This window comes from Pseudomonas sp. LRF_L74 (assembly GCF_965644255.1).
In the GTDB taxonomy this organism is placed as follows: Bacteria; Pseudomonadota; Gammaproteobacteria; order Pseudomonadales; family Pseudomonadaceae; genus Aquipseudomonas.
In genome coordinates, this window is record NZ_CBFFRH010000010.1 from 20,112 (window position 1) to 42,557 (window position 22,446).

Annotated in this window: 20 protein-coding genes; 10 read left to right on the top strand and 10 right to left on the bottom strand. The window is 63.5% G+C overall.

Annotation, left to right across the window (positions count from 1 at the left end; all coding sequences use genetic code 11):
- Positions 1–88 precede the first annotated feature (88 nt).
- From ACSZPK_RS22050 to ACSZPK_RS22065, 4 genes are all read left to right on the top strand, one after another.
- Complete coding sequence (locus ACSZPK_RS22050; RefSeq protein WP_437883736.1) at positions 89–1,012, top strand: LysR family transcriptional regulator; 924 nt, start codon at positions 89–91, stop codon at positions 1,010–1,012.
- Positions 1,013–1,150: 138 nt separating this feature from the next.
- Positions 1,151–1,810 (top strand): TetR/AcrR family transcriptional regulator, encoded by a 660-nt coding sequence (locus ACSZPK_RS22055; RefSeq protein ID WP_437883737.1) that lies wholly within the window; start codon positions 1,151–1,153, stop codon positions 1,808–1,810.
- 294 nt (positions 1,811–2,104) lie between these two features.
- The gene (locus ACSZPK_RS22060) at positions 2,105–6,004 is read left to right on the top strand and encodes an EAL domain-containing protein (RefSeq protein WP_437883738.1); all 3,900 of its coding nucleotides are present in this window, start codon (positions 2,105–2,107) and stop codon (positions 6,002–6,004) included.
- 70 nt (positions 6,005–6,074) lie between these two features.
- The gene (locus tag ACSZPK_RS22065) at positions 6,075–6,254 is read left to right on the top strand and encodes a hypothetical protein (RefSeq protein ID WP_437883739.1); all 180 of its coding nucleotides are present in this window, start codon (positions 6,075–6,077) and stop codon (positions 6,252–6,254) included.
- On the opposite strand, the gene ACSZPK_RS22070 is transcribed toward ACSZPK_RS22065, so the two are convergent.
- Positions 6,255–7,439 (bottom strand): Bcr/CflA family multidrug efflux MFS transporter, encoded by a 1,185-nt coding sequence (locus tag ACSZPK_RS22070; RefSeq protein ID WP_437883740.1) that lies wholly within the window; start codon positions 7,437–7,439, stop codon positions 6,255–6,257.
- 178 nt (positions 7,440–7,617) lie between these two features.
- On the opposite strand from ACSZPK_RS22070, the gene ACSZPK_RS22075 reads away from it, so the two are divergent.
- On the top strand, positions 7,618–8,262 hold the full coding sequence (locus ACSZPK_RS22075; RefSeq protein WP_437883741.1) for a TetR family transcriptional regulator: 645 nt from the start codon (positions 7,618–7,620) through the stop codon (positions 8,260–8,262).
- On the opposite strand, the gene ACSZPK_RS22080 is transcribed toward ACSZPK_RS22075, so the two are convergent.
- Positions 8,241–8,438 (bottom strand): heavy-metal-associated domain-containing protein, encoded by a 198-nt coding sequence (locus tag ACSZPK_RS22080; protein ID WP_437883742.1) that lies wholly within the window; start codon positions 8,436–8,438, stop codon positions 8,241–8,243. The two genes, ACSZPK_RS22075 and ACSZPK_RS22080, sit on opposite strands and share 22 nt — an antisense overlap.
- Before the next feature lie 208 nt (positions 8,439–8,646).
- Between ACSZPK_RS22080 and ACSZPK_RS22085 the strand changes: the two genes are divergently transcribed.
- From ACSZPK_RS22085 to ACSZPK_RS22095, 3 genes are all read left to right on the top strand, one after another.
- Positions 8,647–11,019 (top strand): heavy metal translocating P-type ATPase, encoded by a 2,373-nt coding sequence (locus ACSZPK_RS22085; protein WP_437883743.1) that lies wholly within the window; start codon positions 8,647–8,649, stop codon positions 11,017–11,019.
- A gap of 11 nt (positions 11,020–11,030) precedes the next feature.
- Positions 11,031–11,432: a Cu(I)-responsive transcriptional regulator gene (cueR, locus tag ACSZPK_RS22090; protein ID WP_437883744.1), complete on the top strand. Its 402-nt coding sequence runs from the start codon at positions 11,031–11,033 to the stop codon at positions 11,430–11,432.
- Positions 11,433–11,616: 184 nt separating this feature from the next.
- On the top strand, positions 11,617–13,812 hold the full coding sequence (locus ACSZPK_RS22095) for a TonB-dependent siderophore receptor (protein WP_437883745.1): 2,196 nt from the start codon (positions 11,617–11,619) through the stop codon (positions 13,810–13,812).
- A gap of 58 nt (positions 13,813–13,870) precedes the next feature.
- On the opposite strand, the gene bfr is transcribed toward ACSZPK_RS22095, so the two are convergent.
- Positions 13,871–14,335: a bacterioferritin gene (gene bfr, locus ACSZPK_RS22100; protein ID WP_437883746.1), complete on the bottom strand. Its 465-nt coding sequence runs from the start codon at positions 14,333–14,335 to the stop codon at positions 13,871–13,873.
- A 300-nt stretch (positions 14,336–14,635) separates the two neighbouring features.
- Here bfr and ACSZPK_RS22105 point away from each other — a divergent pair, with 300 nt between their 5' ends.
- On the top strand, positions 14,636–14,962 hold the full coding sequence (locus ACSZPK_RS22105; protein ID WP_437883747.1) for a sigma factor-like helix-turn-helix DNA-binding protein: 327 nt from the start codon (positions 14,636–14,638) through the stop codon (positions 14,960–14,962).
- A 25-nt stretch (positions 14,963–14,987) separates the two neighbouring features.
- The gene (locus ACSZPK_RS22110; RefSeq protein WP_437883748.1) at positions 14,988–15,326 is read left to right on the top strand and encodes a FecR/PupR family sigma factor regulator; all 339 of its coding nucleotides are present in this window, start codon (positions 14,988–14,990) and stop codon (positions 15,324–15,326) included.
- An 84-nt stretch (positions 15,327–15,410) separates the two neighbouring features.
- Here ACSZPK_RS22110 and pcaC read toward each other — a convergent pair whose 3' ends face one another.
- The 7 genes from pcaC to ACSZPK_RS22145 all read right to left on the bottom strand — a co-directional run bounded on the left by pcaC (position 15,411) and on the right by ACSZPK_RS22145 (position 22,332).
- On the bottom strand, positions 15,411–15,809 hold the full coding sequence (gene pcaC, locus ACSZPK_RS22115) for a 4-carboxymuconolactone decarboxylase (protein WP_437883749.1): 399 nt from the start codon (positions 15,807–15,809) through the stop codon (positions 15,411–15,413).
- A gap of 34 nt (positions 15,810–15,843) precedes the next feature.
- A complete protein-coding gene (pcaD, locus tag ACSZPK_RS22120) occupies positions 15,844–16,632 on the bottom strand; it encodes a 3-oxoadipate enol-lactonase (protein WP_437883750.1) in 789 nt (262 codons plus the stop codon).
- Positions 16,633–17,982 (bottom strand): 3-carboxy-cis,cis-muconate cycloisomerase, encoded by a 1,350-nt coding sequence (locus ACSZPK_RS22125; protein WP_437883751.1) that lies wholly within the window; start codon positions 17,980–17,982, stop codon positions 16,633–16,635.
- Between the two features lie 10 nt (positions 17,983–17,992).
- The gene (locus ACSZPK_RS22130; RefSeq protein ID WP_437883752.1) at positions 17,993–19,306 is read right to left on the bottom strand and encodes an MFS family transporter; all 1,314 of its coding nucleotides are present in this window, start codon (positions 19,304–19,306) and stop codon (positions 17,993–17,995) included.
- A gap of 190 nt (positions 19,307–19,496) precedes the next feature.
- Positions 19,497–20,702: a 3-oxoadipyl-CoA thiolase gene (gene pcaF, locus ACSZPK_RS22135; RefSeq protein WP_437883753.1), complete on the bottom strand. Its 1,206-nt coding sequence runs from the start codon at positions 20,700–20,702 to the stop codon at positions 19,497–19,499.
- Positions 20,699–21,481: a CoA-transferase subunit beta gene (locus ACSZPK_RS22140; protein ID WP_437883754.1), complete on the bottom strand. Its 783-nt coding sequence runs from the start codon at positions 21,479–21,481 to the stop codon at positions 20,699–20,701. The genes pcaF and ACSZPK_RS22140 overlap by 4 nt, the downstream gene beginning before the upstream one ends.
- On the bottom strand, positions 21,481–22,332 hold the full coding sequence (locus ACSZPK_RS22145) for a CoA transferase subunit A (RefSeq protein WP_437883755.1): 852 nt from the start codon (positions 22,330–22,332) through the stop codon (positions 21,481–21,483). The genes ACSZPK_RS22140 and ACSZPK_RS22145 overlap by 1 nt, the downstream gene beginning before the upstream one ends.
- Between the last annotated feature and the right edge of the window lie 114 nt (positions 22,333–22,446).

Here is a 22,446-nt window from a genome sequence, read left to right on the forward strand (position 1 = left end):
AGCCCGCGCTGTTGCCAAGCAAGGTGCCACGGTAATAAATTCACTAAAACATAACTTTTATAATCCTTGGTTTAAATATGGCTAAACAATGAGTACGCGCCGTTTCGAAACCCTCGCCCAGGTCAGCGACTTCGAGATTCGTCTGTTACGTCTGTTTCGCAGCGTTGTCGAAAGCGGAGGCTTCTCCGCCGCGGAAACCGTACTGGGCATCGGTCGTTCGGCGATCAGCCAGCAAATGAGCGATCTCGAACAGCGCCTCGGCCTGCGCCTGTGCCAGCGCGGGCGCGCCGGCTTCGCCCTGACCGAGGAAGGTCGCGAGGTCTACCGCGCCAGCCTGCAACTGTTCGGCGCCCTGGAAAGCTTCCGAGGCGAGGTCAACGGCCTGCACCAGCAGTTACGCGGTGAGCTGCACATTGGCCTGACCGACAACCTGGTGACCGTGCCGCACATGCGCATCACCCATGCCCTGGCGCGCCTCAAGGAGCAAGGCCCGGATGTGCGCATCCAGATCCGCATGACCCCTCCCAGCGAGGTCGAGCAAGGCGTGCTCGACGGCAGCCTGCACGTCGGCGTGGTGCCGCAGAGCCATGCCCTGTCTGGCCTGGACTACCAGCCGCTCTACGAGGAACGCTCGCTGTTGTATTGCGCGGTAGGTCACCCACTCTTTTATGTCGATGACCGGCAACTGAGCGATGAACGCCTGAATGCGCAGGATGCGGTCGCCCCGACCTTTCGCCTGCCAGCGGATATCCAGGCTCTGCACCAGATGCTCAACTGCACCGCCAGCGCCTCGGATCGCGAAGGCATGGCCTTTCTGATCCTCACCGGGCGCTACATCGGTTATCTGCCCGATCACTACGCCCGCCAGTGGGTTCAGGAGGGGCGCGTGCGCACGCTCAAGCCAACCGAGCGCTTCTACGACCTGAGCATGGCCGCCGTTACCCGCAAGGGGCGAAGGTCGCAACTGGTGCTCGACAGCTTCCTCGATGCCCTGGCCGCGACAGGCAACTGAAACGTCGAGAAAATGGCGGAAAAAACCGACGTCTACTGAGCCTCGTCAATACACTATCTTTTTTGAGAGTCTATCTTGTTAAGCCGTGTGCGCTGGGGTATTCAGTGCCCATGAGAACTCATCAGTCGGAAAACGATCATGCCAACTGCCATCGCCCTCAACGTAACCGTCAAACCCGCCGGTCGTATCCGCCAGAAGAACGAGAAAGCAATCATCGCCGCCGCCGAAGTCGAGTTTGCCCGGCATGGTTTCAAAGGCACCAGCATGAATGCCATCGCCCTGGCCGTGGGGTTGCCAAAAGCCAACCTGCACTACTACTTCAATAACAAGCTGGGCCTTTATATCGCCGTCCTGAACAACATCCTCGACCAATGGGACGCTGCGTTCAGCGACCTGGAGAAAGAAGATGACCCGGCCATCGCCCTGAGCCGCTATATCCGCGCGAAGATGGAGATATCCCGCACCCAGCCACTGGCTTCGCGCATCTTCGCCATGGAGGTGATCAGTGGCGGCGAGCACCTCAACGCACATTTCAGCCAGGACTACCGGCAATGGTTCCGCCAGCGGGCCGCAGTGCTCCAGGACTGGATCGATGCCGGCAAGATGGACCCGGTCGATCCCCTGTCGCTGATCTTCCTGCTCTGGAGCAGTACCCAGCACTACGCTGACTTCTCCAGCCAGATCTGCAGTCTCACCGGTAAAAACGCCCTGAAGAAAAGCGACTTCGAGCAAGCCGTCGACAATCTCGAACACATCATCCTCAAGGGCCTTGGCCTGAAGAAACCCGGACTGCACTGAATCTGGTGGGCCGAAGAAGTCTTTGCGGCAACTGGCCAGCAACTTAGCGAAGACTAACTAGACTCAATGCCAGCATCGCGCCAAACAGACCGAGTGAAAACGTAGCGAGCGAAGATCAGGCAAGGGCTAGGCGCCCCCGCAAAACGGCGAAAAAGCGCAGTTTACGAGCTGTAAATGAGCATTTTGACTGGGCTGGCATTCCAGCTGTTTTTTAACGCCGCATGGCCGAGCGCAGTAGTTTTCACACGGCCTGCAAAGGCGCGTTGTGCGCTCATCCGCACGAGGGTCTTAGGGATGAAAAAGCCCGCTCTGCTGTCACGGCCGGTACGTCTAGCCGGGTGTTACGTGCTGTTCAGTGCACTGTGGATCCTGTTCAGCGACCAGGCGCTGCGCCTGCTCGATCTGGACCCGACGCACCTGGCGCTGGCCCAGAGCTATAAAGGTATCGCCTTCGTCCTGGCCAGCAGCCTGTTGATCTACGTACTTGCACGGCACGACCAGCGCACTCGCCAGTTGCTGGAGAACAGCCTGCACCAGGGCGTCCTGAACCTGCAGCACACCCAGCGCGAGGCGGGCCTGGCCAGTTGGCGATACGACGGTCGCTTCCACTGGAGCGAAGAGGCCATGAGCCTGTTCGGACGCGATGTTCAAGCGAACTCGTCAAGCCTGGAAGAACTGCTCGAGTGGCTCTATCCGACCGATCGCAATGCGCTCCAGCGGGCATTCGAACACTTGTTCACCAGCGGCGGGCCGCTCCAGGTCAATGCCCGAACCGGCCAGAACGACGGTGAGGCACCGACCTGGCTGATGTTCAAAGGCGAGCAACGGACCGATGGCCATATCCAGGGCACCTTGCAGAACATCAGCACGCAGAAGCGCGATGAAATGGCCCTGCGCGAAAACGAACAACGCTTGCGCCAGATCATCGAGCAGACGCCTGGCATCGCGGTGCAAGGTTACGACCGCGACCGCCGGGTCATCTTCTGGAACCATGCCAGCGCCCAGCTCTATGGCTACAACGTGACCGAGGCCCTTGGCCAGCGCCTGGAAGAACTGGTCACGCCGCCTTCGTGCAGGGCCCAGACAATCAACGACATCACCCATTGGATGGCCGGCGGGCCAGCGGTCCCACCGGGCGAAATAACCCTGCAACGACGTGACGGCGAACCGATCCGGGTCTATTCCAGCCAGCTCCTGCTGCGTAACGGACGCAACCAGTGGGAGCTGTTTCGTATCGACATGGATCTCAGCCACCAGCAACGCCGCAACCAGGAGCTGGAAGCCAGTGAACGGCGCTATCGGGAACTGGTGGAGCAGCTTCACGAATGCATCTTCCTCACCGACGAGGCCGGTCGCCTGAGTTTCCTCAATGGAGCATGGGAAACCCTCACCGGCAAATCGATCCAGGAGAGCCTGGGTAGGTCGCTGCTGGAGTTCATCGACGATGCCTATCGCCAGCCACTGGGCGAACAGATCAGGCAGGTATTGATTCATCAGAGCGGGGGCTGGCAAGGCGACAGCCGGCTGCGCGAAGCCAATGGCCAGCGCCGCTGGATCAGCCTGAGCCTGGCGGTGGGCGGCCAGCACGAAACCGGTCTGCGCGGCAGCTTCAGCGACATCCATGAACGCCGCCAGGGCCAGGCCTTGCAGGAGGCGCGCAATGCCATGCTCGACCAGTTGCTTGCCCACCAGCCGCTGCAGCGCACCCTGGAAGACATGATCCTGCGCATGGAACGGCTCAACCCGGACATGCTGATTTCGGTGATGCTCCTGGAAAACGGCCAGTTGCGCCTGGGCGCGGCGCCCAGCCTGTCGAACAGTTACTGCGCCGCAGTGGATGGCGTTCCGGCCACCGCCGGCAATGGCAGTTGCGGTCATGCCGCGGCAACCGGCGAACTGACCATTGCCAAAGACCTGCTGAACCATCCGCACTGGGCACCCTACAGGGATCTGGTGACCAAGGCCGGGCTGCGTGCCTGCTGGTCGCTACCGTTCAAGAACGACCATGGCGAAGTGATGGGCACCTTCGGCGTCTATTATCGCCAGGTCACCCTCCCGACCCAGGGCGACATCGATCTGGTCACCGAATTCACCCGCCTGGCCGGCCTGGCCGTGAGTCAACACCAGCTCAATGCCGAGCGCCTGCAAAGCGACCTGCGTTTTCGCGCCACCTTCGAGCAGGCTGCCGTGGGCATCGCCCATCTTTCGATCGGAGGCATCTGGCTGAGGGTCAACCAGCGCCTGTGCCGAATGCTGGGCTATAACCGCGACGAGCTGCTCGAACTGAGTTTGCAATCGATCACCCATCCTGGGGATATGGAAGCGGATCGCGAGCAGTTGCAATCGCTGCTGGCCGGCGAGGCATCGAGCTACAGCATGGAAAGGCGCTACCTCAAGCGCAACGGCAAGCTGCTCTGGGCCAACCTCAGCGTCACCCTGGTCCGCCATGGCAACGGCGAACCCAGCTATTTCATCTCGGTCATTGAAGACATCAGCCTGCGCAAGCAACAGGAACAGGCGTTGCGCCAAGCCGCCACGGTCTTCGAAAGCACCCGGGAAGCCGTTGCCATCGTCGACTCACGGCGACGGATTCTCACCAGCAACCCGGCTTTCAGCACTTTCGTCGGGCAACCTGCGGAACAGACTCTTGGCAAACGTATCCCGCTAGCCGCTGGCGATCCGCAGGAGCGGATCCAGTACCGTGACGTCTGGCGCGCCGTGGACGAAAGTGGCCACTGGGAAGGCGAATTGGCCGGCACCCGCCAGGATGGCAGCCAGTTCCCCTACTGGATGACGGTCAGCCAGGTGCGTGACGGCGACCCCGAGCAGCCCCAGTACGTGCTGACGTTCACCGACCTCAGCCAATACCGCGACAGCCAGGAGCGCCTGGCCCACCTGGTGCACTTCGATCCGCTGACCGACCTGCCCAACCGCCTGTTCGCCAACGAACGCCTGCGCCATGCGGTGGAGCACGCCCATCGCCATCACGAGCAAGTCGCCGTGATGGTCTTCGACCTCGACCACTTCAAGACCATCAACGAAGGCCTCGGGCACAAGGCCGGCGACGAACTGCTGATCGCCGTGGCCCGGCGCCTGCAGAAGCGCCTGCGCAACGAAGACACCCTGGCGCGCCTGAGCAGCGATGAGTTCCTGGTGATCCTGGAAGACCTGCCCAGCCAGGAAGAAGTGGCCAGTATCGCCACATCCCTGCTGCAGTTGCTCGAACGCCCCCTGGCCTTGAGCAATGGCCGCGAAGCCTACCTGGGCGCCAGCATCGGTATCAGCCAGTACCCGGACGACGGCAATACCTGCGAAGAGCTCCTGCGCAGCGCCGATGCCGCGTTGCACCAGGCCAAGCAACAAGGACGCAACACCTACCGTTTCTATACCAAGGGCCTGACCAGCCAGGCGCAGAGTCGCCTGACCCTGGAAAGCCAGATGCGTCAGGCGCTGCGCCGCAACGAATTCATCCTCCACTACCAGCCACTGGTGGACGCCGCCTCGGGCGAGGCGTTCGGGGTCGAGGCACTGGTGCGCTGGAACAGCGAACAAGGCCTGATCTCCCCAGCCACGTTCATTCCCCTGGCCGAGGAAACCGGGCTGATCGTGCCGCTGGGCGCCTGGGTCATGCGCGAGGCCTGCCGGCAGATGCAGTTCTGGCGCCAGCAGGGCCTGCCACTGCACACCCTGGCGGTGAACCTGTCGCCGCGCCAGTTCCGCCTGGCCGACCTGCTCAAGCAGGTGCGCGATGCGCTGACCGACAGCGGCCTGCCTGCCGAATGCCTGGAGCTGGAAATCACCGAAGGTGCCTTGATGGAGAACGTCGAGCAGTCGCGCTCGGCCCTGGTCGCCCTCAAAGGCCTGGGCATCAAGATCGCCATCGACGATTTCGGTACAGGGTATTCCTCCCTGGCCTATCTGCGGCGCTTCCCGCTGGACAAGCTGAAGATCGACCAGAGCTTCATGCAGGGCGTCCCCAAGGACCAGGCCAACCTGGAGATCGTCGCCACCATCATCGGCCTCGCCCGCAACCTGAACCTGCAGGTGCTGGCCGAGGGCGTAGAGACCGAGGACCAACTACAGGCACTGCGCGACCTCGGTTGCGAGCACTGTCAGGGTTATCTGTTCAGCAAACCGCTGAGCGCCATTCAACTGGTCAACTGGCTGCGTGACGACCAACAGTCGGTCGGTTGATGCAGGGCAATATCGCAGGTGCAAACAGGCGATTACACTGCAGCCTCACGCGAATGATCGGAGGCTGGCCATGAAGATTGTCATCCGTCCCCTGACGTCCCATGAGGGAAGTCGCTGGCAGGTTTGCCTGGACCAACACGGCGTCACCTTCGCCAGCGAGCAGCAGGCCCGCCAGTTCGTGGCACTTCTGGAGAGCCGGCTCAAGGCCCCGCACCCGCTGCCCGATGAGCAACGCCGCAACGCCGGCTGATCAATAGTCGGCGGCGGGCGGTGTGAAACGCCGAATCAGCCAGACCGACAGTGCCGCGGCCAGCGCGCAGAAACACATCACCCAGGCCATCGGCCGGGCGGTGCCGTCATGTAGCGCGCCGACAGCCGAAGAGGCCAGCGCCGCCACGGCGAACTGCAGAAATCCCATCAACGCCGAAGCGCTGCCGGCCTGGCTGCCCTGGCCCGCCATGGCGCAGGCCGAGGCATTGGGCAGGATGCAGGCCAGGCTGCCCATGCACGCCATGATCGGGATCAGTAGCGGCAACAGGTGATCCGGCTGCCACAAGGCGCTGAGCAACAGGCCGGCCGCGGCGATCACGTAAATGACCACCAGGCGTGGCAGCCAATGGGCCGGGCCGCGGTGGCGCAACAACCAGCCATTGACCTGGGCGAACACCACGAAGCAGGTCGCATTGAGACCGAACAGCACACCGTACTGGCTCGGCGTCACGCCATAGAGTTCGATGAACACGAACGGCGAACCGGCGATGTAGGCGAACATACCGGCCATCCCCAGCCCACCGGCAAGGCCATAACCGATCAACTGACGGTCTCTCAGCAGGTGGCCGTAGCGCACCAGCGCGCCGCTCAAGGGCAAGCGCGGCTGATCCGTTGCCAGGGTTTCCGGCAGCCAGCGCCAGACCGCCAGCAACGAGGCACCGGCGAACAGCATCAGCACGAAGAAGATCGACTGCCAGCCGAACGCGTCCAGCAGCAGGCCGCCGCCCACCGGTGCCAGGATCGGCGCGAGCCCCATCACCAGCATCAGCTTGGAAAAGGCCCGGGCGGACTCCAGCGGGTCGCACAGGTCACGCACGATCGCGCGCGAGATCACCATGCCCGCGCAGCCGCCCAAGGCCTGGATGAAACGCATGGCGATCAGCCAATCGAGGCTCGGGCTCAAGGCGCAGCCCAGCGACGCCAGGGTGAACAGGCAGGTGCCGACCAGCAGCGGCAAGCGCCGGCCGTAACGGTCGGACAACGGCCCATAGATCAGTTGCCCAAGAGCCACGCCGATGAAATAGGAGGCCAGCGACAACTGGATATGCTCGACATCGGTGGCGAATGCGAGCGCCAGGCTCGGAAAGCTCGGCAGATAGAAATCGATGGCCATGGGCCCGAAGGCGCTCAAGGCGCCGAGGATCAGCAGGATTCTGAGTTTCATGGGATTCCGACGAGAAGGCACACTGCGCCTGCCGCAGCCTTGGCGGCCGTTGGCGAGGGTGCAAAGTAGAACACCCAGGGCCGGCCTGCGCCACCCTTCATCTGACAGCAAGCATCAGCCTCGGCACAATGACGGCAAAAACATTACAATTCGTGCCCCTTTTCTCAGCCCGTTGTCCATGCGCAGAACCAAAGAACAAGCCGAACAGACCCGCGCCGCCATTCTCGACGCCGCCGAGCATCTCTTTCTCGAACGCGGCGTCGCCAACACCAGCCTGGAACAGATCGCCAAGGCGGCTGGCGTGACCCGTGGCGCGGTCTATTGGCATTTCGAAAACAAGGCGCACCTGTTCCATGCCCTGCTCGACCAGGTCACCTTGCCGGTTGCGCAAATGGCCGAACGCCTGTCCGGTTGCGATGGCAGCGATCCGCTGATGTCACTGCGCGCACTGTGCATCGAAGCCGTCGAAAACCTGGCGCGCGATGAACAACGAAAGCGCATTTTCAAGATCATCGTGCAGCGCTGCGAATTCGCCGGCGAACTGGCGGTGATCGAACAACAATTGAACCTGATCGTCAGCCAGTTCATAAGCCTGGTAGAAGAGCTGTTCCAACGCCCGGAGTGCAATGCACGGCTACGCCCGGGCGTGACGCCCCGCCTGGCGGCACGTGGCGTGCACGCGGTACTGGTCGGCCTATTCACCGACTACTCGCGCGATCCCGACCTGTTCGATCCGCTACAGGACACCGCGCCATTGATCGATACCCAACTGCGCGGCCTGCTCCGCGACTGGCAGCCGGATCAGGCCACGCCAGCCTCATAACCTTCGTCACGGATCGCCTGCAGCAGACGCTGTGCATCCAGGCCGCTGTCGACGCGCACCAGCCCGGCCGCCAGGTCGACCTCGACCTTGGCCGCCGGGTCCTCGCCCTGAACGGCCTTGGTGATCGCCTTGACGCAGTGCCCACAGCTCATTCCGCCTACTTTGAATACCTGCATGATCGAATCTCCTCGTCGTGATGGCGTAACGATCAACCCTGACACCATGGCAAGGTCAAGCCCCCCGATCCCCTACCCGACGGCATGTCGCGGATCCCCGCGCCGCACAATTACTGAGTGCCGCATGAGCGCGGTGCGACAGCGCGCCTCTTGACCTTCCCCCTGTGTCAAGGTCGACTCTGTCGGCGAATCGAACAGGGAGTCGTCCATGAGCAGCCAGCACACCTTCGACCTGCCCGTGCAGGGCATGACCTGCGCCAGTTGCGCCAACCGTATCGAGCGGGCGTTGAGCAAGGTGCCCGGCGTACGGGGCGTCAGTGTCAACCTGGCCAGCGAACGGGCACGGGTCGAAAGCGACGCTGCCGAACTTGGCCCGCTGCTCGCGGCCGTCAGCCAGGCGGGCTATCAAGTGCCCACGCAGCGCATCGAGCTGGCCATCGACGGCATGACCTGCGCCAGTTGCGTCGGCCGGGTCGAGCGCGCCTTGGGCAAGGTGCCCGGTGTAGGCACAGTAAGCGTCAACCTGGCCAGCGAACGCGCCCACATCGAGACCCTTCCGGGCACGCCGGTTAAGGACCTGATCGATGCCGTGGCAAAAGCCGGCTATGCCGCGCGCTCGCTGGAAACAGCCGCCCCCGTGGATAAACGGGTCGAACTGCGCCGCGAACGCTGGCGCCTGATCATTGCCCTGGCCTTGGCCACGCCGCTGGTGCTGCCGATGTTCGCCCAATGGCTTGGCCTCGACTGGATGCTGCCGGCCTGGCTGCAGTTCCTGCTGGCCACCCCCGTGCAATTCATTCTCGGCGCCCGTTTCTACGTCGCCGCCTGGAAAGCCGTGCGCGCCGGCTCCGGCAACATGGACCTGCTGGTCGCCCTGGGGACCAGCGCCGGCTATGGCCTGAGCCTGCACCTGTGGGCCAATGCCGGGCACCACGGCATGCCGCATCTGTATTTCGAGGCCTCGGCGGTGGTCATCGCCCTGGTGCTGCTCGGCAAGTACCTGGAAAGCCGTGCCAAACGCCAGACCAGCGCCGCCATCCGCGCCCTCGAAGCGTTACGTCCCGAGCGCGCGCTGCGGGTGGTGGAGGGCCGTGAGGAAGAGGTGTCGATCAGCGCCCTGCGCCCTGGCGACCTGGTGGTGGTCAAACCCGGCGAGCGTTACCCGGTGGATGGCCAAGTGGTCGAGGGCCACAGCCAGGCCGACGAAGCCCTGATCAGCGGCGAGAGCCTGCCGGTCAGCAAAGGGCCTGGCGACAGCATCACCGGTGGGGCGATCAACGGCGAAGGCCGGTTGCTGCTACGCACTACGGCCATCGGCGGCGAAACCGTCCTTGCCCGCATCATTCGCCTGGTCGAGGACGCCCAGGCGGCCAAGGCGCCGATCCAGAAACTGGTAGACCGGGTCAGTTCGGTCTTCGTCCCGGTGGTACTGTTCATCGCCCTGCTCACGCTCATCGGCTGGCTGTTCGCCGGCGCCGGGATCGAAACCGCGCTGATCAATGCCGTGACCGTACTGGTGATCGCCTGCCCCTGCGCGCTCGGCCTGGCCACTCCCGCGGCGATCATGGCTGGCACCGGCGTGGCAGCTCGCCACGGCATTCTGATCAAGGACGCGCAAGCGCTGGAAATCGCCCATCGCGTCACCATAGTCGCCTTCGACAAGACCGGCACCCTGACCTCGGGGCAGCCTCGCGTCGTTCATCTGCGCGCCGCGGTCGATGACGACGATGAGTTGCTGCGACTGGCCGGCGCCCTGCAACGCGGCAGCGAACACCCACTGGCCAGGGCGGTGCTGCAGCGCTGCACGGAGTCGGACCTGCAAGTGCCCAGCGTCAGCGCCAGCCAGGCCCTGAGCGGGCGTGGCATTCGTGGCCAAGTGGAAGGCCGCGAACTGGCCCTGGGCAACGCTCGGCTGCGTGATGAACAGCACCTCGCCGCAGGCGAGCTGGAAGCCCTGGCACGGGATTGGGAGAATGAAGGACGAACCCTGTCCTGGCTGCTGGAACTTGCTCCGCAACCGCGCGTTCTTGGCCTTATCGCCTTTGGCGACAGCCTCAAGGAAGGCTCCGGCGAAGCCGTTCGCCGCCTTCACGAGCAAGGCATCGACAGCCATCTGATCAGCGGCGACAACGCTGGCAGCGCCGGCGCGGTCGGCAAGGCCCTGGGCATCGACGAAGTCCACGCCCAGGTCCTGCCGGCGGACAAGGCCGAGCACGTTGCACGCCTGCGCCAGGGCGGCGCGGTGGTGGCGATGGTCGGCGACGGTATCAACGACGCCCCGGCCCTGGCCGCCGCCGATGTCGGCATCGCCATGGGCGGCGGCACCGACGTGGCCATGCACGCGGCCGGGATCACCCTGATGCAAGGCGACCCACGCCTGGTACCGGCAGCGCTCGACATCAGCCGACGCACCTGGCGCAAGATCCAGCAGAACCTGTTCTGGGCCTTCATCTACAACCTGGTCGGCCTGCCCCTCGCCGCCTTCGGCCTCCTCAACCCGATGGTCGCCGGCGCGGCCATGGCATTATCCAGCGTCAGCGTGATGAGCAATGCCCTGCTGCTCAGGCGCTGGAAGCCATAGGAGGAATGCACATGAACATCGGTCAGGCCGCCAGGCAGAGCGGGCTCAGCGCCAAGATGATCCGCTACTACGAGTCCATCGGCCTGCTGCAACCGGCGGGCCGCAGCGACAGCGGCTATCGCCTGTACGGCCCGCAGGACCTGCATGTCTTGGCATTCATCAAGCGCTCGCGCGACCTGGGCTTCTCGCTGGAAGAAGTCGGCAAGCTGCTGGCCCTGTGGCAAGACCGCTCCCGCGCCAGCGCCGACGTGAAGGCCCTGGCCCAGGCCCATATAAACGAGCTGGACCGCAGGATCGAGGAACTGACCGGCCTGCGCGACACCCTCAACGAACTGGTCGACTGTTGCCAGGGCGATGATCGACCTGACTGCCCGATCCTGCATCGCTTGGGAACTGGATGCACATGCGAATAGCATTTCGTATTATTTGATATACATTACCATTTACTACTTATTTACCTCTCGTTACACTTCCCCTCGCCACGCACTTCTGCTTCCAAATCGCCGGCCACTCGAGCCAGCGATTCGACGTGGCTCGCCCACAGGGATGTCCGGCACAAAAAATAATCGACTACATCGACTCGACAGGATCATCCCCATGCAATCCCCTACACGCTCTCCGCTGGCGATCGCCATCGCCTTGCTGTGTGCCAGCCCGGCGCTTCATGCCGAACAAACCACCACCGAAGCCACCTCGAAAGAGGACGCCGTTCTGGAGTTGCAGAAAACCGACGTCAACGCCCAAGGCGTTCGAGGACAGGCGACGACTGAAAATACCCAGTCCTACACCACCGGCGTCGTCAACAGCTCGACCAAGCTGCCCATGTCGATCCGCGAGACGCCGCAATCGGTCAGTGTCATCACCCGCCAGCGTATGGATGACCAGGGCCTGAGCGACCTCAACGACGTAATCAAGAACACCACCGGCCTGAGCGTGCAGAAATACGGCCCCGAGCGTCAGCGCTACGTGGCACGCGGCTTCACCGTCGACAACATCATGTACGACGGCTTGCCCATGAGCATTTCCACCTATTCGCAAGACGTGATCACCGCCGCCGATACCGCCATGTTCGATCGCGTGGAAATCGTACGGGGCGCCACCGGCCTGATGCAGGGCGCGGGCAACCCCGCTGCCGCGATAAACATGGTGCGCAAGAAACCGACCGTCGCTCCGCAGGTGAGCGTGTCCGCCAGCGCCGGCAGCTGGGACACCTACCGCACCGAACTGGATGCCTCGGGAGCGCTCAATGATAACGGCACCCTGCGCGGCCGCTTCGTCACCGCCTACGAAGAACGCGGAACCTATCTCGAAGAAGGCGGCGGCGACCGTGGTCTTCTCTACGGCATCACCGAAGCCGATCTCAACGACAGCACCACGCTGACCGTCGGTGCGTCCTACCAGAACGACCACAAGGATTCCGACTGGGGCGGCCTGCCCACCGCAACCAACGGCAACGACCTGAACCTGTCGCGTTCCACCTACCTGGGCAACGACTGGGCCTACTGGGATACCAGCACCACGCACCTGTTCGGCGAACTCGAGCACCGTTTCGCCAACGACTGGAAGCTCCACCTGGCCGCGGACAAGATGTGGGGGCGGATCAATATGCTCGGTTCATACCTGGGCTACAGCGGCACCACCCTCAACCAATACAGTGGCAAATACACCTACACCAACGACTACGACAGCTACGACGGTTACCTGTCCGGCCCGGTCAAGCTGTTCGGCCGCGATCATGAAGTCGTCGTCGGCGCGAGCAATCGCCAGGAAACCTTCGATGGCCATGGCGGTTGGCTGAACGATGCGACAGGCCCGAATATCAACCCCAACACCTGGGACAGCGGCAGCGTGGCGAAACCCGGCTTCGATATGTACCGCTGGACCCTCAAGTTCCAGTCCGAGCAGAAAGGCGTCTACGCCACCACGCGCCTGAACATCGCCGACCCGCTCAAGGTCATCCTCGGCGCTCGCCTGGACTGGTACGACTACGATACCGGCGTGGCGTCGAGCAGCTACAAGATCACCCGTAACGTCACGCGCTACGCCGGCGTGATCTACGACCTGAACGAAACCTATTCGCTCTACGCCAGCTACACCGACATCTTCAAGCCGCAAACCAACCTGGACCCAAGCTACAGCGTGCTCAAACCGATGACCGGCAAGAACTATGAGGTCGGCATCAAGGGCGAGTACTTCGACGGGGCGCTGAATGTCTCCGCGGCCGTCTTCCAGATCAACCAGGAAAACCGCGCGAAACAATTGGACAAGGCCACTTACTGCCCGTCCCCCGCCTATGCGACCAACTTCAACTGCTACGAAGCGGCAGGTGAAGTCGAAAGCAAGGGTATCGACCTGGAACTGACCGGAGCCCTGAGCGAAAACTGGCAGTTCAGCGCGGGCTACACCTTCGTCGAGGCGAAATACAAGAAAGACACCAACAAGGCCAACGAAGGCAAGTTGTTCGATACCGACCAGCCACGCCATCTGTTCAAGGTCAGCACCACCTATCAACTGCCTGGCAACCTCGACAAGTGGCGCGTAGGCGGTAGCCTGAACAGCCAGAATGGCATCTACAACGCCGGCGGCAGTGGCACCTCGGCCTGGCGCATCGAGCAGGACGCCTACACCCTGGTCGATCTGATGCTCGGCTACAAAGTGAGCGAAAACGTCGATACCCGGATCAACTTCAACAACGTGTTCGACAAGAAGTACTACTCCGGCATCGGCAGTACCACCAACGTAATCTATGGCGAACCCCGCAACGCCATGTTCTCGGTGAAGTGGACGTTGTAACCGTCAGAAACGCGAACGGGGCGCCACTGGCGCCCCGCTCGTATTGCCGGCGAAGCATTCAGCCCTGCGATTGCAGGTAATTGGCCAGGCCGATGCGGTCGATCAGGCCGAGCTGCTGTTCCAGCCAGTAGGCGTGGTCTTCCTCGGTATCGTTCAGTTGCAGGACGAGGATGTCGCGGCTGACGTAGTCCTTATGCTGCTCGCACAGGGCGATGCCTTTGGCCAGGGCGCCACGCACGTGGTACTCCAGGGCCAGGTCGGAGCGCAGCATGTCCGGCACGTTGGCGCCCGGGTTGATCGCATCGGGCGTCATGTCCGGCGTGCTTTCCAGGAAAAGGATGCGTTGCAGCAAGGCGTCGGCGTGCTGGGTTTCCTCTTCCATCTCATGGTTGATGCGCTCGTAGAGCTTCTCGAATCCCCAATCCTGATACATCCGCGAATGCAGGAAATATTGGTCGCGGGCGGCGAGTTCGCCCTTGAGCAGGACCTTCAGGTAATCGACGACAGCAGTTGAGCCTTGCATGTGCACATGTCCTAAAACGATGAATCAGATGCGAAGCTTCGTCGCTGTTCGAGCAATGGTCAAGGACTAAAAACAGTCTCTCACGGAGCGATTACCATTCAGCTGGAGGCCGCGCCGTTGCTGGCTTTGAATGGTTCTCAGGCACGCTCGCGAACGCCTATTCATCCACCCCTTCCAGGGGGCTGCCGCCGGCTATTTTGAGTGGGGGCATGACACTTTTCACATTCTACAGTTGATAATGAATATCACCTGCACTAACCTCTCAATATCCTTGATCGCCTGTCAGCGAGCGTATCGTCCATGACCGTCAACAAGTCGTTTTCCATCCTTTCGCAACCGCGCCTGCAACAGCTCCTCCATCGCTTGGCCGGCATTCAGGAAGAGCACCGCCTGAATCACTGGCAAGACCAGGCACGTACGGTGCGACGCACCCCGCCATCCGGCGCAGACCTGCTCGCCCGCCTGCGCCGACTGCCACGGCGGACCCGCCAGGTGTTCCTGCTCAGGCGCCTCGACGGCTTGTCCTATGCCGCGATAGCCGATCAGTTGGGCTTGCCCCTGGATCTGGTCGAGAAAGACATGATCCGTGCCCTCGACCATTGCCAGCGAGCCTGCCTGGGTGAATAGCGAGCCTGTTTCGGAAGCGGATGCAATGCGCCTTACCGCCGTCAGTTGGTATGTGCGCTTGCAGAATCCGCAGTTGGCCGCCAGCGACCGCATCGAATTTCGCCGCTGGCTGGATAGCGACACGCAGCATGTAGAAGCCTTCAGCGACGTAGAGCGCCTGTGGCAGACACTGGATGCCCCCTCGCGCCGGCTGGGCGAAAGCGGCTGGTACCGTCCTTCCCGCTGGGCATCGGTCTGGCAACACTTGCGCGCGCCGCTGCTGGTCCTGCTTTGCCTGGCCCTGTTGTTCGCCGCCGTCGGGCTCTGGCGCGAAGCCGATCAGGCCCATCAGGTAGATCGGACTTCCTCGGAGATGCGCGGGTAGCGACCTGAACAAGCGGCTTGCTGCATAAGCCGTCGTTCTTGTCGTTCGCCTTGTCCACCGCCCGCGTTGGCCGGCGGGCTCTTGTCACTTCTCCTGCAACGACTCCACCCCCACCTCGTCCCACAGCTCCTCAGCCAGATGGAAGGTGGCGTTGGCGGCCGGGATGCCACAATAGATCGCGCTCTGCATGATCACTTCCTTGATCTCGTCGCGGGTCACGCCATTGTTCCTGGCCGACTTGAGGTGCAGCTTGAGCTCGCCCTCGCGGTTCATGCCGATCAGCATGGCGATGGTGATCAGGCTGCGGGTATGGCGCGGCAGGCCGGGGCGGGTCCAGATATCGCCCCAGGCGTGGCGGGTGATCATTTCCTGGAATTCTTCGTTGAACGGCGTCAGCTTTTGCAGGCTACGGTCCACGTGGGCATCGCCCAGCACGGCACGACGCACTTGCATGCCGGCGTCATAGCGTTGTTTTTCGTCCATTTCTGGCTCCGGTATCAAAGGGCGCGTGCAGTCGTCAGGCTTGCAGGAAGCTCAGCACACGCCGGGTGAACAGCTCGCCAGCCTGCACGTTGGACAGGTGAGCCGCGTCGAACTCGACCAGCTCGGCACCGGCGATACGCGCCTGCATGAAGCGGCCGTCGACCGGCGTGGTCACGGCGTCGCCAGTGCCGCAGACGATCAGGGTCGGGGCCTTGATCCCGACGATCTGCTCGCGGAAGTCGGCATCGCGCACGGCGGCGCAGTTACCGGCATAACCGTCCGGCGAGGTCTGCGCCAGCATGGCGACGATGGGTTCGGCCTTGTCCGGATGCGCCTCGGCGAACGGCGCGGTGAACCAGCGCGCGATGGAGGCATCGCGCAGCGCGCTCATGGCCTGCTCGCGGCCCTTGAGCACGGTGTCGATACGGGTGTTCCAGATCTCGTCGTTGCCGATCTTCGAGGCGGTGTTGCACAGCACCAGGCGCTCGATACGCTCGGGGGCGTTGATCGCCAGCCATTGGCCAATCAGGCCACCCATGGACAGGCCACAGAAACTCGCCTTGGCGATATCCAATGCGTCCAGCAGCGCCAGCACGTCACGGCCGTTCTGCTCGATGCTGTATGGCCCAGGCGTGACCAGGGATTTGCCGTGGCCACGGGTGTCGTAGCGCAGTACACGGAAATGCTTGGCAAACTCGGGGACTTGTTCGTCCCACATCGCCAGGTCGGTACCCAGGGAGTTGGACAGTACCAGCACCGGCGCCCCCGCCGGGCCTTCGAGTTGGTAGTTCAGGTCGCCATCGGCGAGTTTCACGGCAGGCATTCAATGCGCTCCTGAGGTGTGATCGGACACCGCGCGCTGTACCCACAGCCGCGCCTGTCCCAGGTAGTGAGCCGGATCGAGCAGGCGATCCAGCTCCGAATCGGAAAGTTGTGCGGTGACCTCGGCATTCGCGCCGAGCACCTTGCGCAGGTGCACGCCCTCCTTCACCGCCTGCTTGCAGCACTGCTCGATCAGGTGGTGGGCGGCGTCGCGGCCGATGCGCTGGGCCAGGGCAATGCTCACCGCCTCGGCCAGTACCAGGCCCTGGGTCAGTTCCAGGTTGTCGCGCATGCGCCGGGCGTTCACTTCCAGGCCCGGCACCACGATCAGCGCTTGTTGCAATGCACCGGAGACCAGGCAGCACAGTTCCGGCAGGGTTTCCCACTCGGCATGCCACAGGCCGAGGCTGCGCTCGTGCTCCTGCGGCATCGCCGCGAGCATGGTCGAGACCAGGCCCGGCGCGCGGGTCGCAGCACCGATCAATACGGCGGCACTGACCGGATTGCGTTTGTGCGGCATGGTCGAGGAACCGCCCTTGCCCGGCGCCGAAGGTTCGAATACCTCGCCGGCCTCGGTCTGCATCAGCAGCGACAGGTCACGACCGAGCTTGCCCAGGCTGCCGGCGATCAGGCCGAGCAGGCTGGCGAACTCCACCAGGCGATCACGCTGGGTGTGCCAGGGTTGGTCGGGCAAGGTCAGATCCAACTCATCGGCCAGCGCTTCGGCGACTGCGAAAGCCTTGTCGCCAAGAGCAGCCAAGCTACCCGACGCACCGCCGAACTGCAGCGAGAACAGGCGCGGCTTGAGTTCGGCCAGGCGCTGGCGGTGACGGGTCACGGCACCGAGCCAGCCGGCGATCTTCATGCCCAGGGTCACCGGCGTCGCGTGTTGCAGCCAGGTGCGTCCCGCCAGCGGGGTATCGATGTGCGCTTGCGCCTGGGTCGCCAGGGCATCGGCAAGCTGCGCCAGATCGGCGTCGAGAAGGTGCACCGCTGCACGTAGTTGCAGGACCAGACCGCTGTCCATCGCATCCTGGCTGGTCGCGCCGAGGTGAACGTAGCGCTCGGCCTCGGCGCTCTCCACAGCGATGCGTTTACCCAGCGCCTTGACCAGCGGAATGGCCGAGTTGCCCGCAGTCGCGATGGCCTGGGCCAACGCCGGGAAATCGAACAGATCGGCGTCGCAGGCGCCAGCAATCGGCGCCACGGCCGTCTGCGGAATCAGGCTGACGCGCGCCTCGGCGCGGGCCAGGGCCGCTTCGAAATCGAGCATGCCCTGGACCCGCCCGCGATCACTGAAGATCGCACGCATGGCCGGCTGGGTGAAGTACACATCGAAGAGTTGGTTCATGACACTCCAGTCAGTGATCGTGATGCAGGTAACTGGCCTGCTTGGGCAAACGCAGGCTGAACAGGAAAGCGACCACCATCATGATGGTGACGTACAGGTAGAACGTCTCTTCCAGGTCGATGGACTTGAGGCCCAGGGCCACGTATTCCGCCGAACCGCCGAAGATCGCGTTGGCCACCGCGTAGGCCAGGCCGACGCCGAGGGCGCGCACCTCCGGGGGGAACATCTCGGCCTTCACCAGGCCGCTTATCGAGGTATACAGGCTGACGATGGCCAGGGCCAGGATGATCAGCAGGAAGGCCATGATCGGGCTTTCCACGGTCTTCAGCGCGGTGAGGATCGGCCAGGTGCACAATGCACCGAGGGCGCCGAACCAGAGCATCGAGGCACGGCGGCCGATACGGTCGGAGAGCATGCCGAACAGCGGCTGCATCAGCATGTAGACGAACAGGGCGAAGGTCATCACGCCGCTGGCGGTCTTGGCATGCATGTGTGCGGTATTGACCAGGTACTTCTGCATGTAGGTGGTGAAGGTGTAGAAGATCAACGAGCCACCGGCGGTGTAGCCGAGCACGGTGATGAAGGCGGCCTTGTGGTACTTGAACAGGGTGGCGATGCTGCCGGACTCGTCGCTCTTGAGCTGGTCGGCCTTGGCCGTTTCGTTCAGCGAGCGGCGCAGGTAGAAGGCGATCACCGCCGTGGCCGCGCCGATCACGAACGGGATGCGCCAACCCCAGGCCCGCAGTTCTTCGTCAGTCAGCAGTTGCTGCAAAACGACCAGCACCAACACCGCCAGCAGTTGGCCGCCGATCAGGGTCACGTACTGGAACGAGGCATAGAAGCCGCGCTTGCCGCGCAGCGCCACCTCGCTCATGTAGGTGGCGGTGGTGCCGTACTCGCCGCCGACGGACAGGCCCTGGAACAGGCGCGCGAGCAGCAGCAATGCCGGCGCCCAGGCGCCGATGGTGTCGTAGGTCGGCATGCAGGCGATGGCCAGCGAGCCGCCGCACATCATCAGCACCGAGATCATCATCGACACCTTGCGGCCACGGCGGTCGGCGATACGGCCGAACAACCAGCCGCCGATGGGCCGCATCAGGAAGCCTGCGGCGAACACACCGGCGGTGTTGAGCAACTGCACGGTGGCGTCGCTCTTGGGAAAGAAGGCGCCCGCGAAATACAGGGCACAGAAGGCGTAGACGTAGAAGTCGAACCACTCGACGAGGTTGCCGGACGAAGCGCCAACGATGGCGAAGATACGCTTGCGACGCTCCTCGGGGGTGTAGGCAGGGGCGTCATTCTGGAGGGCAGTAGGGCTTGTCATGGTTTCTCCTGGCGGGCAGGAACCTGTTCGAAGGCTCCAAGGGCTGAATACGGCTATACCCTTGCTCGGACCTACCTGTTACAGAATGATTCGGACAAACGAAGCGCTGCCCTTTTTATCGTCGTTCCCGCGCAGGCGGGAACCCAGGCACTTCAACGCTGATTCTAGGTTCCCGCCGACGGCTGCATCCCTAGACGCGTTCGATCGCCAGCGCCAGGCCCTGGCCAACGCCCACGCACATGGTCGCCAGACCGAGCTTGCCGCCGGTCTTCTCCAGGTGGTGGACAGCGGTCAGCACCAGGCGGTTGCCGCTCATGCCCAGCGGGTGGCCGAGGGCGATGGCGCCGCCGTTCGGGTTGACCTTGGCACTGTCGTCGGCCAGGCCAAGGTCACGGGTGACCGCCAGGCCCTGGGCGGCAAAGGCTTCGTTCAGCTCGATGACGTCGAAGGCGTTGATATCGAGATTCAGACGAGTCAGCAGCTTGCGCACCGCCGGCACCGGGCCAACACCCATGATGCGTGGGGCGACGCCGCCGCTGGCCATGCCCAGCACCTTGGCGCGCGGCTTGAGGCCGTACTTCTGCACCGCTTCGGCCGACGCGAGGATGATCGCCGAGGCGCCATCGTTGAGACCCGAGGCGTTGCCGGCAGTGACGGTCTTGTCCGGGCCGTTGACCGGCTTGAGCTTGGCCAGGCCTTCCGCCGTGGTGTCGGCACGCGGGTGCTCGTCACGGTCGACGACGATCTCGCCCTTCTTGGTCTTGATCACCACCGGGACGATTTCCTCGGCGTAGTAGCCGCTTTCCTGGGCCGCGGCAGCGCGTTGCTGGCTGCGCAGGCCGAAGGCGTCCTGGTCGGCGCGGCTGACACCGTAGTCCTCGGCGACGTTGTCACCGGTGACCGGCATCGGGTCGACGCCATACTGCTCTTTCATCGCCGGGTTGACGAAGCGCCAGCCCAGGGTGGTGTCCTCCAGCTTCTGGCCGCGACCGAAAGCACTGTCGGCCTTGCCCATCACGTACGGCGCGCGGGTCATCGACTCGACGCCGGCAGCGATGGCCAGTTCCATCTCACCCGAGGCGATGGCACGGAAGGCGGCACCGACCGCTTCCATGCCCGAGGCGCACAGGCGGTTGAGGGTCACGCCCGGCACGCTGTCCGGCAGGCCGGCGAGCAGCAGCGCCATGCGCGCGACGTTACGGTTGTCTTCGCCGGACTGGTTGGCGCAGCCCATGAACACTTCGTCCACGGCGCTCCAGTCGACTTGCGGGTTGCGTTCGATCAAGGCTTTCAGCGGAATCGCCGCCAGGTCGTCGGCGCGTACGGCGGACAAGGCGCCATTCAGGCGGCCGATTGGCGTGCGAACGGCGTCGCAGATGAATACGTCGCGGCTCATTCGTCACTCCCCTTCTGCCCATGGGCAGCGGCGGTGCGGGCTTCCAGATCGCGCAGGGCGGCCAGTTCCTCGGCTTTCGGCGCCTCGGTGGTGGTCACGGTGTCGGCGAAGCGGATCTGCCAGCCGGTGTTCTCGATCACCTGCTCGCGGGTCACGCCCGGATGCAGCGAGGTGACGATGAATTCATTGCTGCCGGCTTCCGGCTCCATGATGCACAGGTCGGTGATGATCGCCACCGGACCGGCGCCCGGCAGGCCGAGACGCTTGCGGTGATCGCCGCCTTCGCCGTGGCCAACGGACGTGATGAACGCCAGCTTGTCGACGAAGGTGCGATGGCCCTGCTTGAGGATGATCAGCACCTTCTTCGCGCTACCGGCGATTTCCGGCGCGCCGCCAGCGCCTGGCAGGCGTACTTTCGGCGCGTGGTAATCGCCGATCACGGTGGTGTTGATGTTGCCGAACTTGTCGACCTGGGCCGCGCCGAGGAAACCGACGTCGATGCGCCCGCCCTGCAGCCAGTAGCGGAAGATCTCGCCGGTCGGCACCACGGTGTCGGCGGTCTCGGCCAGTTCGCCGTCGCCGATGGACAGCGGCAGCACGCTCGGCTTGGCGCCAATAGGGCCGGATTCGTAGATCAGCACCACTTCCGGGGCATGGGTCAGGCGCGCCAGGTTGGCGGCCTTGGACGGCAGGCCGATGCCGACGAAGCAGACACTGCCATTGCCGAGGCGGCGCGCGGCGGCCACGGTCATCATTTCATTGGTGTTGAAGTCGCTCATCACTTGGCCTCCCCGTTCACTTTCGCCTGGTACTGCGCAAAATCCTTGGTGCCACGGATGTATTCGTCGATCCAGGCGGTGAAGGTTTCGCGGTCGCGGGCGATCGGGTCCCAGGCCTGATAGAAGCGGTTGTCGCGCTCGTAGTAGCCATGGGCGTAGGACGGATGGGCGCCGCCAGGCACCACGCAGACGGCGGTGATGGCCCAGGTCGGCAGCACGCAGGCGTTCATCGGCGCCTGCAGGTCGTCGACGATTTCCTCGACGGTGACGATGCAGCGCTTGGCGGCCAGGGCGGCTTCCTTCTGCACGCCGAGGATGCCCTGGATCAGCACGTTGCCCTTGCGGTCGGCCTTCTGCGCGTGGATCACGGTCACATCCGGACGCACGCTCGGGACGGCAGCCAGCTTCTCGCCGGTAAACGGGCACTCGATGAACTTGATGTCCGGGTTGACCTTGACCAGGTCGGACCCCTGGTAGCCACGCAGCACGGCGAACGGCAGGTTGGAGGCGCCGGAGACGTAGGCGTTGGCCATCGCGGCATGGCTGTGCTCGCTGATTTCCAGCTTGTGCGGCCAGTGCTTCTCGACGGCATCGCGCAGGCGGTGCAGCGAACCGACACCCGGGTTGCCGCCCCAGGAGAACACCAGTTTCCTCGCGCAGCCGGCACCGATCAGCAGGTCATAGACCAGGTCGGGGGTCATGCGCACCAGGGTCAGGTCTTTCCTGGCCTGACGGATCAGCTCGTGGGCAGCCGCGGTGGGAATCAGGTGAGTGAAGCCTTCGAGGGCAACGGTGTCGCCGTCATGGACGAAGCGTTGCACCGCCTCGCTCAGGGAGATGATTTCAGCCATGTCGATCTCGTCTTGTTATCCAGGGCGCAAGCAGTACGCCGGGTGATGGAAAAGTACCGCTGCGGGCCTTGTCGAACAATCCGATAATCGACTATTCGTTCGATTATCGAACCA

Bases quoted from the DNA above. Each gene is read 5' to 3' on its own strand.
- ACSZPK_RS22075 (WP_437883741.1), top strand. From the start codon at position 7,618: ATGCGCAGAACCAAAGAACAAGCCGAACAGACCCGCGCCGCCATTCTC.
- pcaF (WP_437883753.1), bottom strand. From the start codon at position 20,702: ATGAGCCGCGACGTATTCATCTGCGACGCCGTTCGCACGCCAATCGGC.
- ACSZPK_RS22105 (WP_437883747.1), top strand. From the start codon at position 14,636: ATGACCGTCAACAAGTCGTTTTCCATCCTTTCGCAACCGCGCCTGCAA.
- ACSZPK_RS22085 (WP_437883743.1), top strand. From the start codon at position 8,647: ATGAGCAGCCAGCACACCTTCGACCTGCCCGTGCAGGGCATGACCTGC.
- ACSZPK_RS22080 (WP_437883742.1), bottom strand. From the start codon at position 8,438: ATGCAGGTATTCAAAGTAGGCGGAATGAGCTGTGGGCACTGCGTCAAG.
- ACSZPK_RS22125 (WP_437883751.1), bottom strand. From the start codon at position 17,982: ATGAACCAACTCTTCGATGTGTACTTCACCCAGCCGGCCATGCGTGCG.
- ACSZPK_RS22050 (WP_437883736.1), top strand. From the start codon at position 89: ATGAGTACGCGCCGTTTCGAAACCCTCGCCCAGGTCAGCGACTTCGAG.
- ACSZPK_RS22095 (WP_437883745.1), top strand. From the start codon at position 11,617: ATGCAATCCCCTACACGCTCTCCGCTGGCGATCGCCATCGCCTTGCTG.
- ACSZPK_RS22065 (WP_437883739.1), top strand. From the start codon at position 6,075: ATGAAGATTGTCATCCGTCCCCTGACGTCCCATGAGGGAAGTCGCTGG.
- ACSZPK_RS22060 (WP_437883738.1), top strand. From the start codon at position 2,105: ATGAAAAAGCCCGCTCTGCTGTCACGGCCGGTACGTCTAGCCGGGTGT.
- ACSZPK_RS22145 (WP_437883755.1), bottom strand. From the start codon at position 22,332: ATGGCTGAAATCATCTCCCTGAGCGAGGCGGTGCAACGCTTCGTCCAT.
- ACSZPK_RS22055 (WP_437883737.1), top strand. From the start codon at position 1,151: ATGCCAACTGCCATCGCCCTCAACGTAACCGTCAAACCCGCCGGTCGT.
- bfr (WP_437883746.1), bottom strand. From the start codon at position 14,335: ATGCAAGGCTCAACTGCTGTCGTCGATTACCTGAAGGTCCTGCTCAAG.
- cueR (WP_437883744.1), top strand. From the start codon at position 11,031: ATGAACATCGGTCAGGCCGCCAGGCAGAGCGGGCTCAGCGCCAAGATG.
- ACSZPK_RS22140 (WP_437883754.1), bottom strand. From the start codon at position 21,481: ATGAGCGACTTCAACACCAATGAAATGATGACCGTGGCCGCCGCGCGC.
- ACSZPK_RS22070 (WP_437883740.1), bottom strand. From the start codon at position 7,439: ATGAAACTCAGAATCCTGCTGATCCTCGGCGCCTTGAGCGCCTTCGGG.
- ACSZPK_RS22130 (WP_437883752.1), bottom strand. From the start codon at position 19,306: ATGACAAGCCCTACTGCCCTCCAGAATGACGCCCCTGCCTACACCCCC.
- ACSZPK_RS22110 (WP_437883748.1), top strand. From the start codon at position 14,988: ATGCGCCTTACCGCCGTCAGTTGGTATGTGCGCTTGCAGAATCCGCAG.
- pcaC (WP_437883749.1), bottom strand. From the start codon at position 15,809: ATGGACGAAAAACAACGCTATGACGCCGGCATGCAAGTGCGTCGTGCC.
- pcaD (WP_437883750.1), bottom strand. From the start codon at position 16,632: ATGCCTGCCGTGAAACTCGCCGATGGCGACCTGAACTACCAACTCGAA.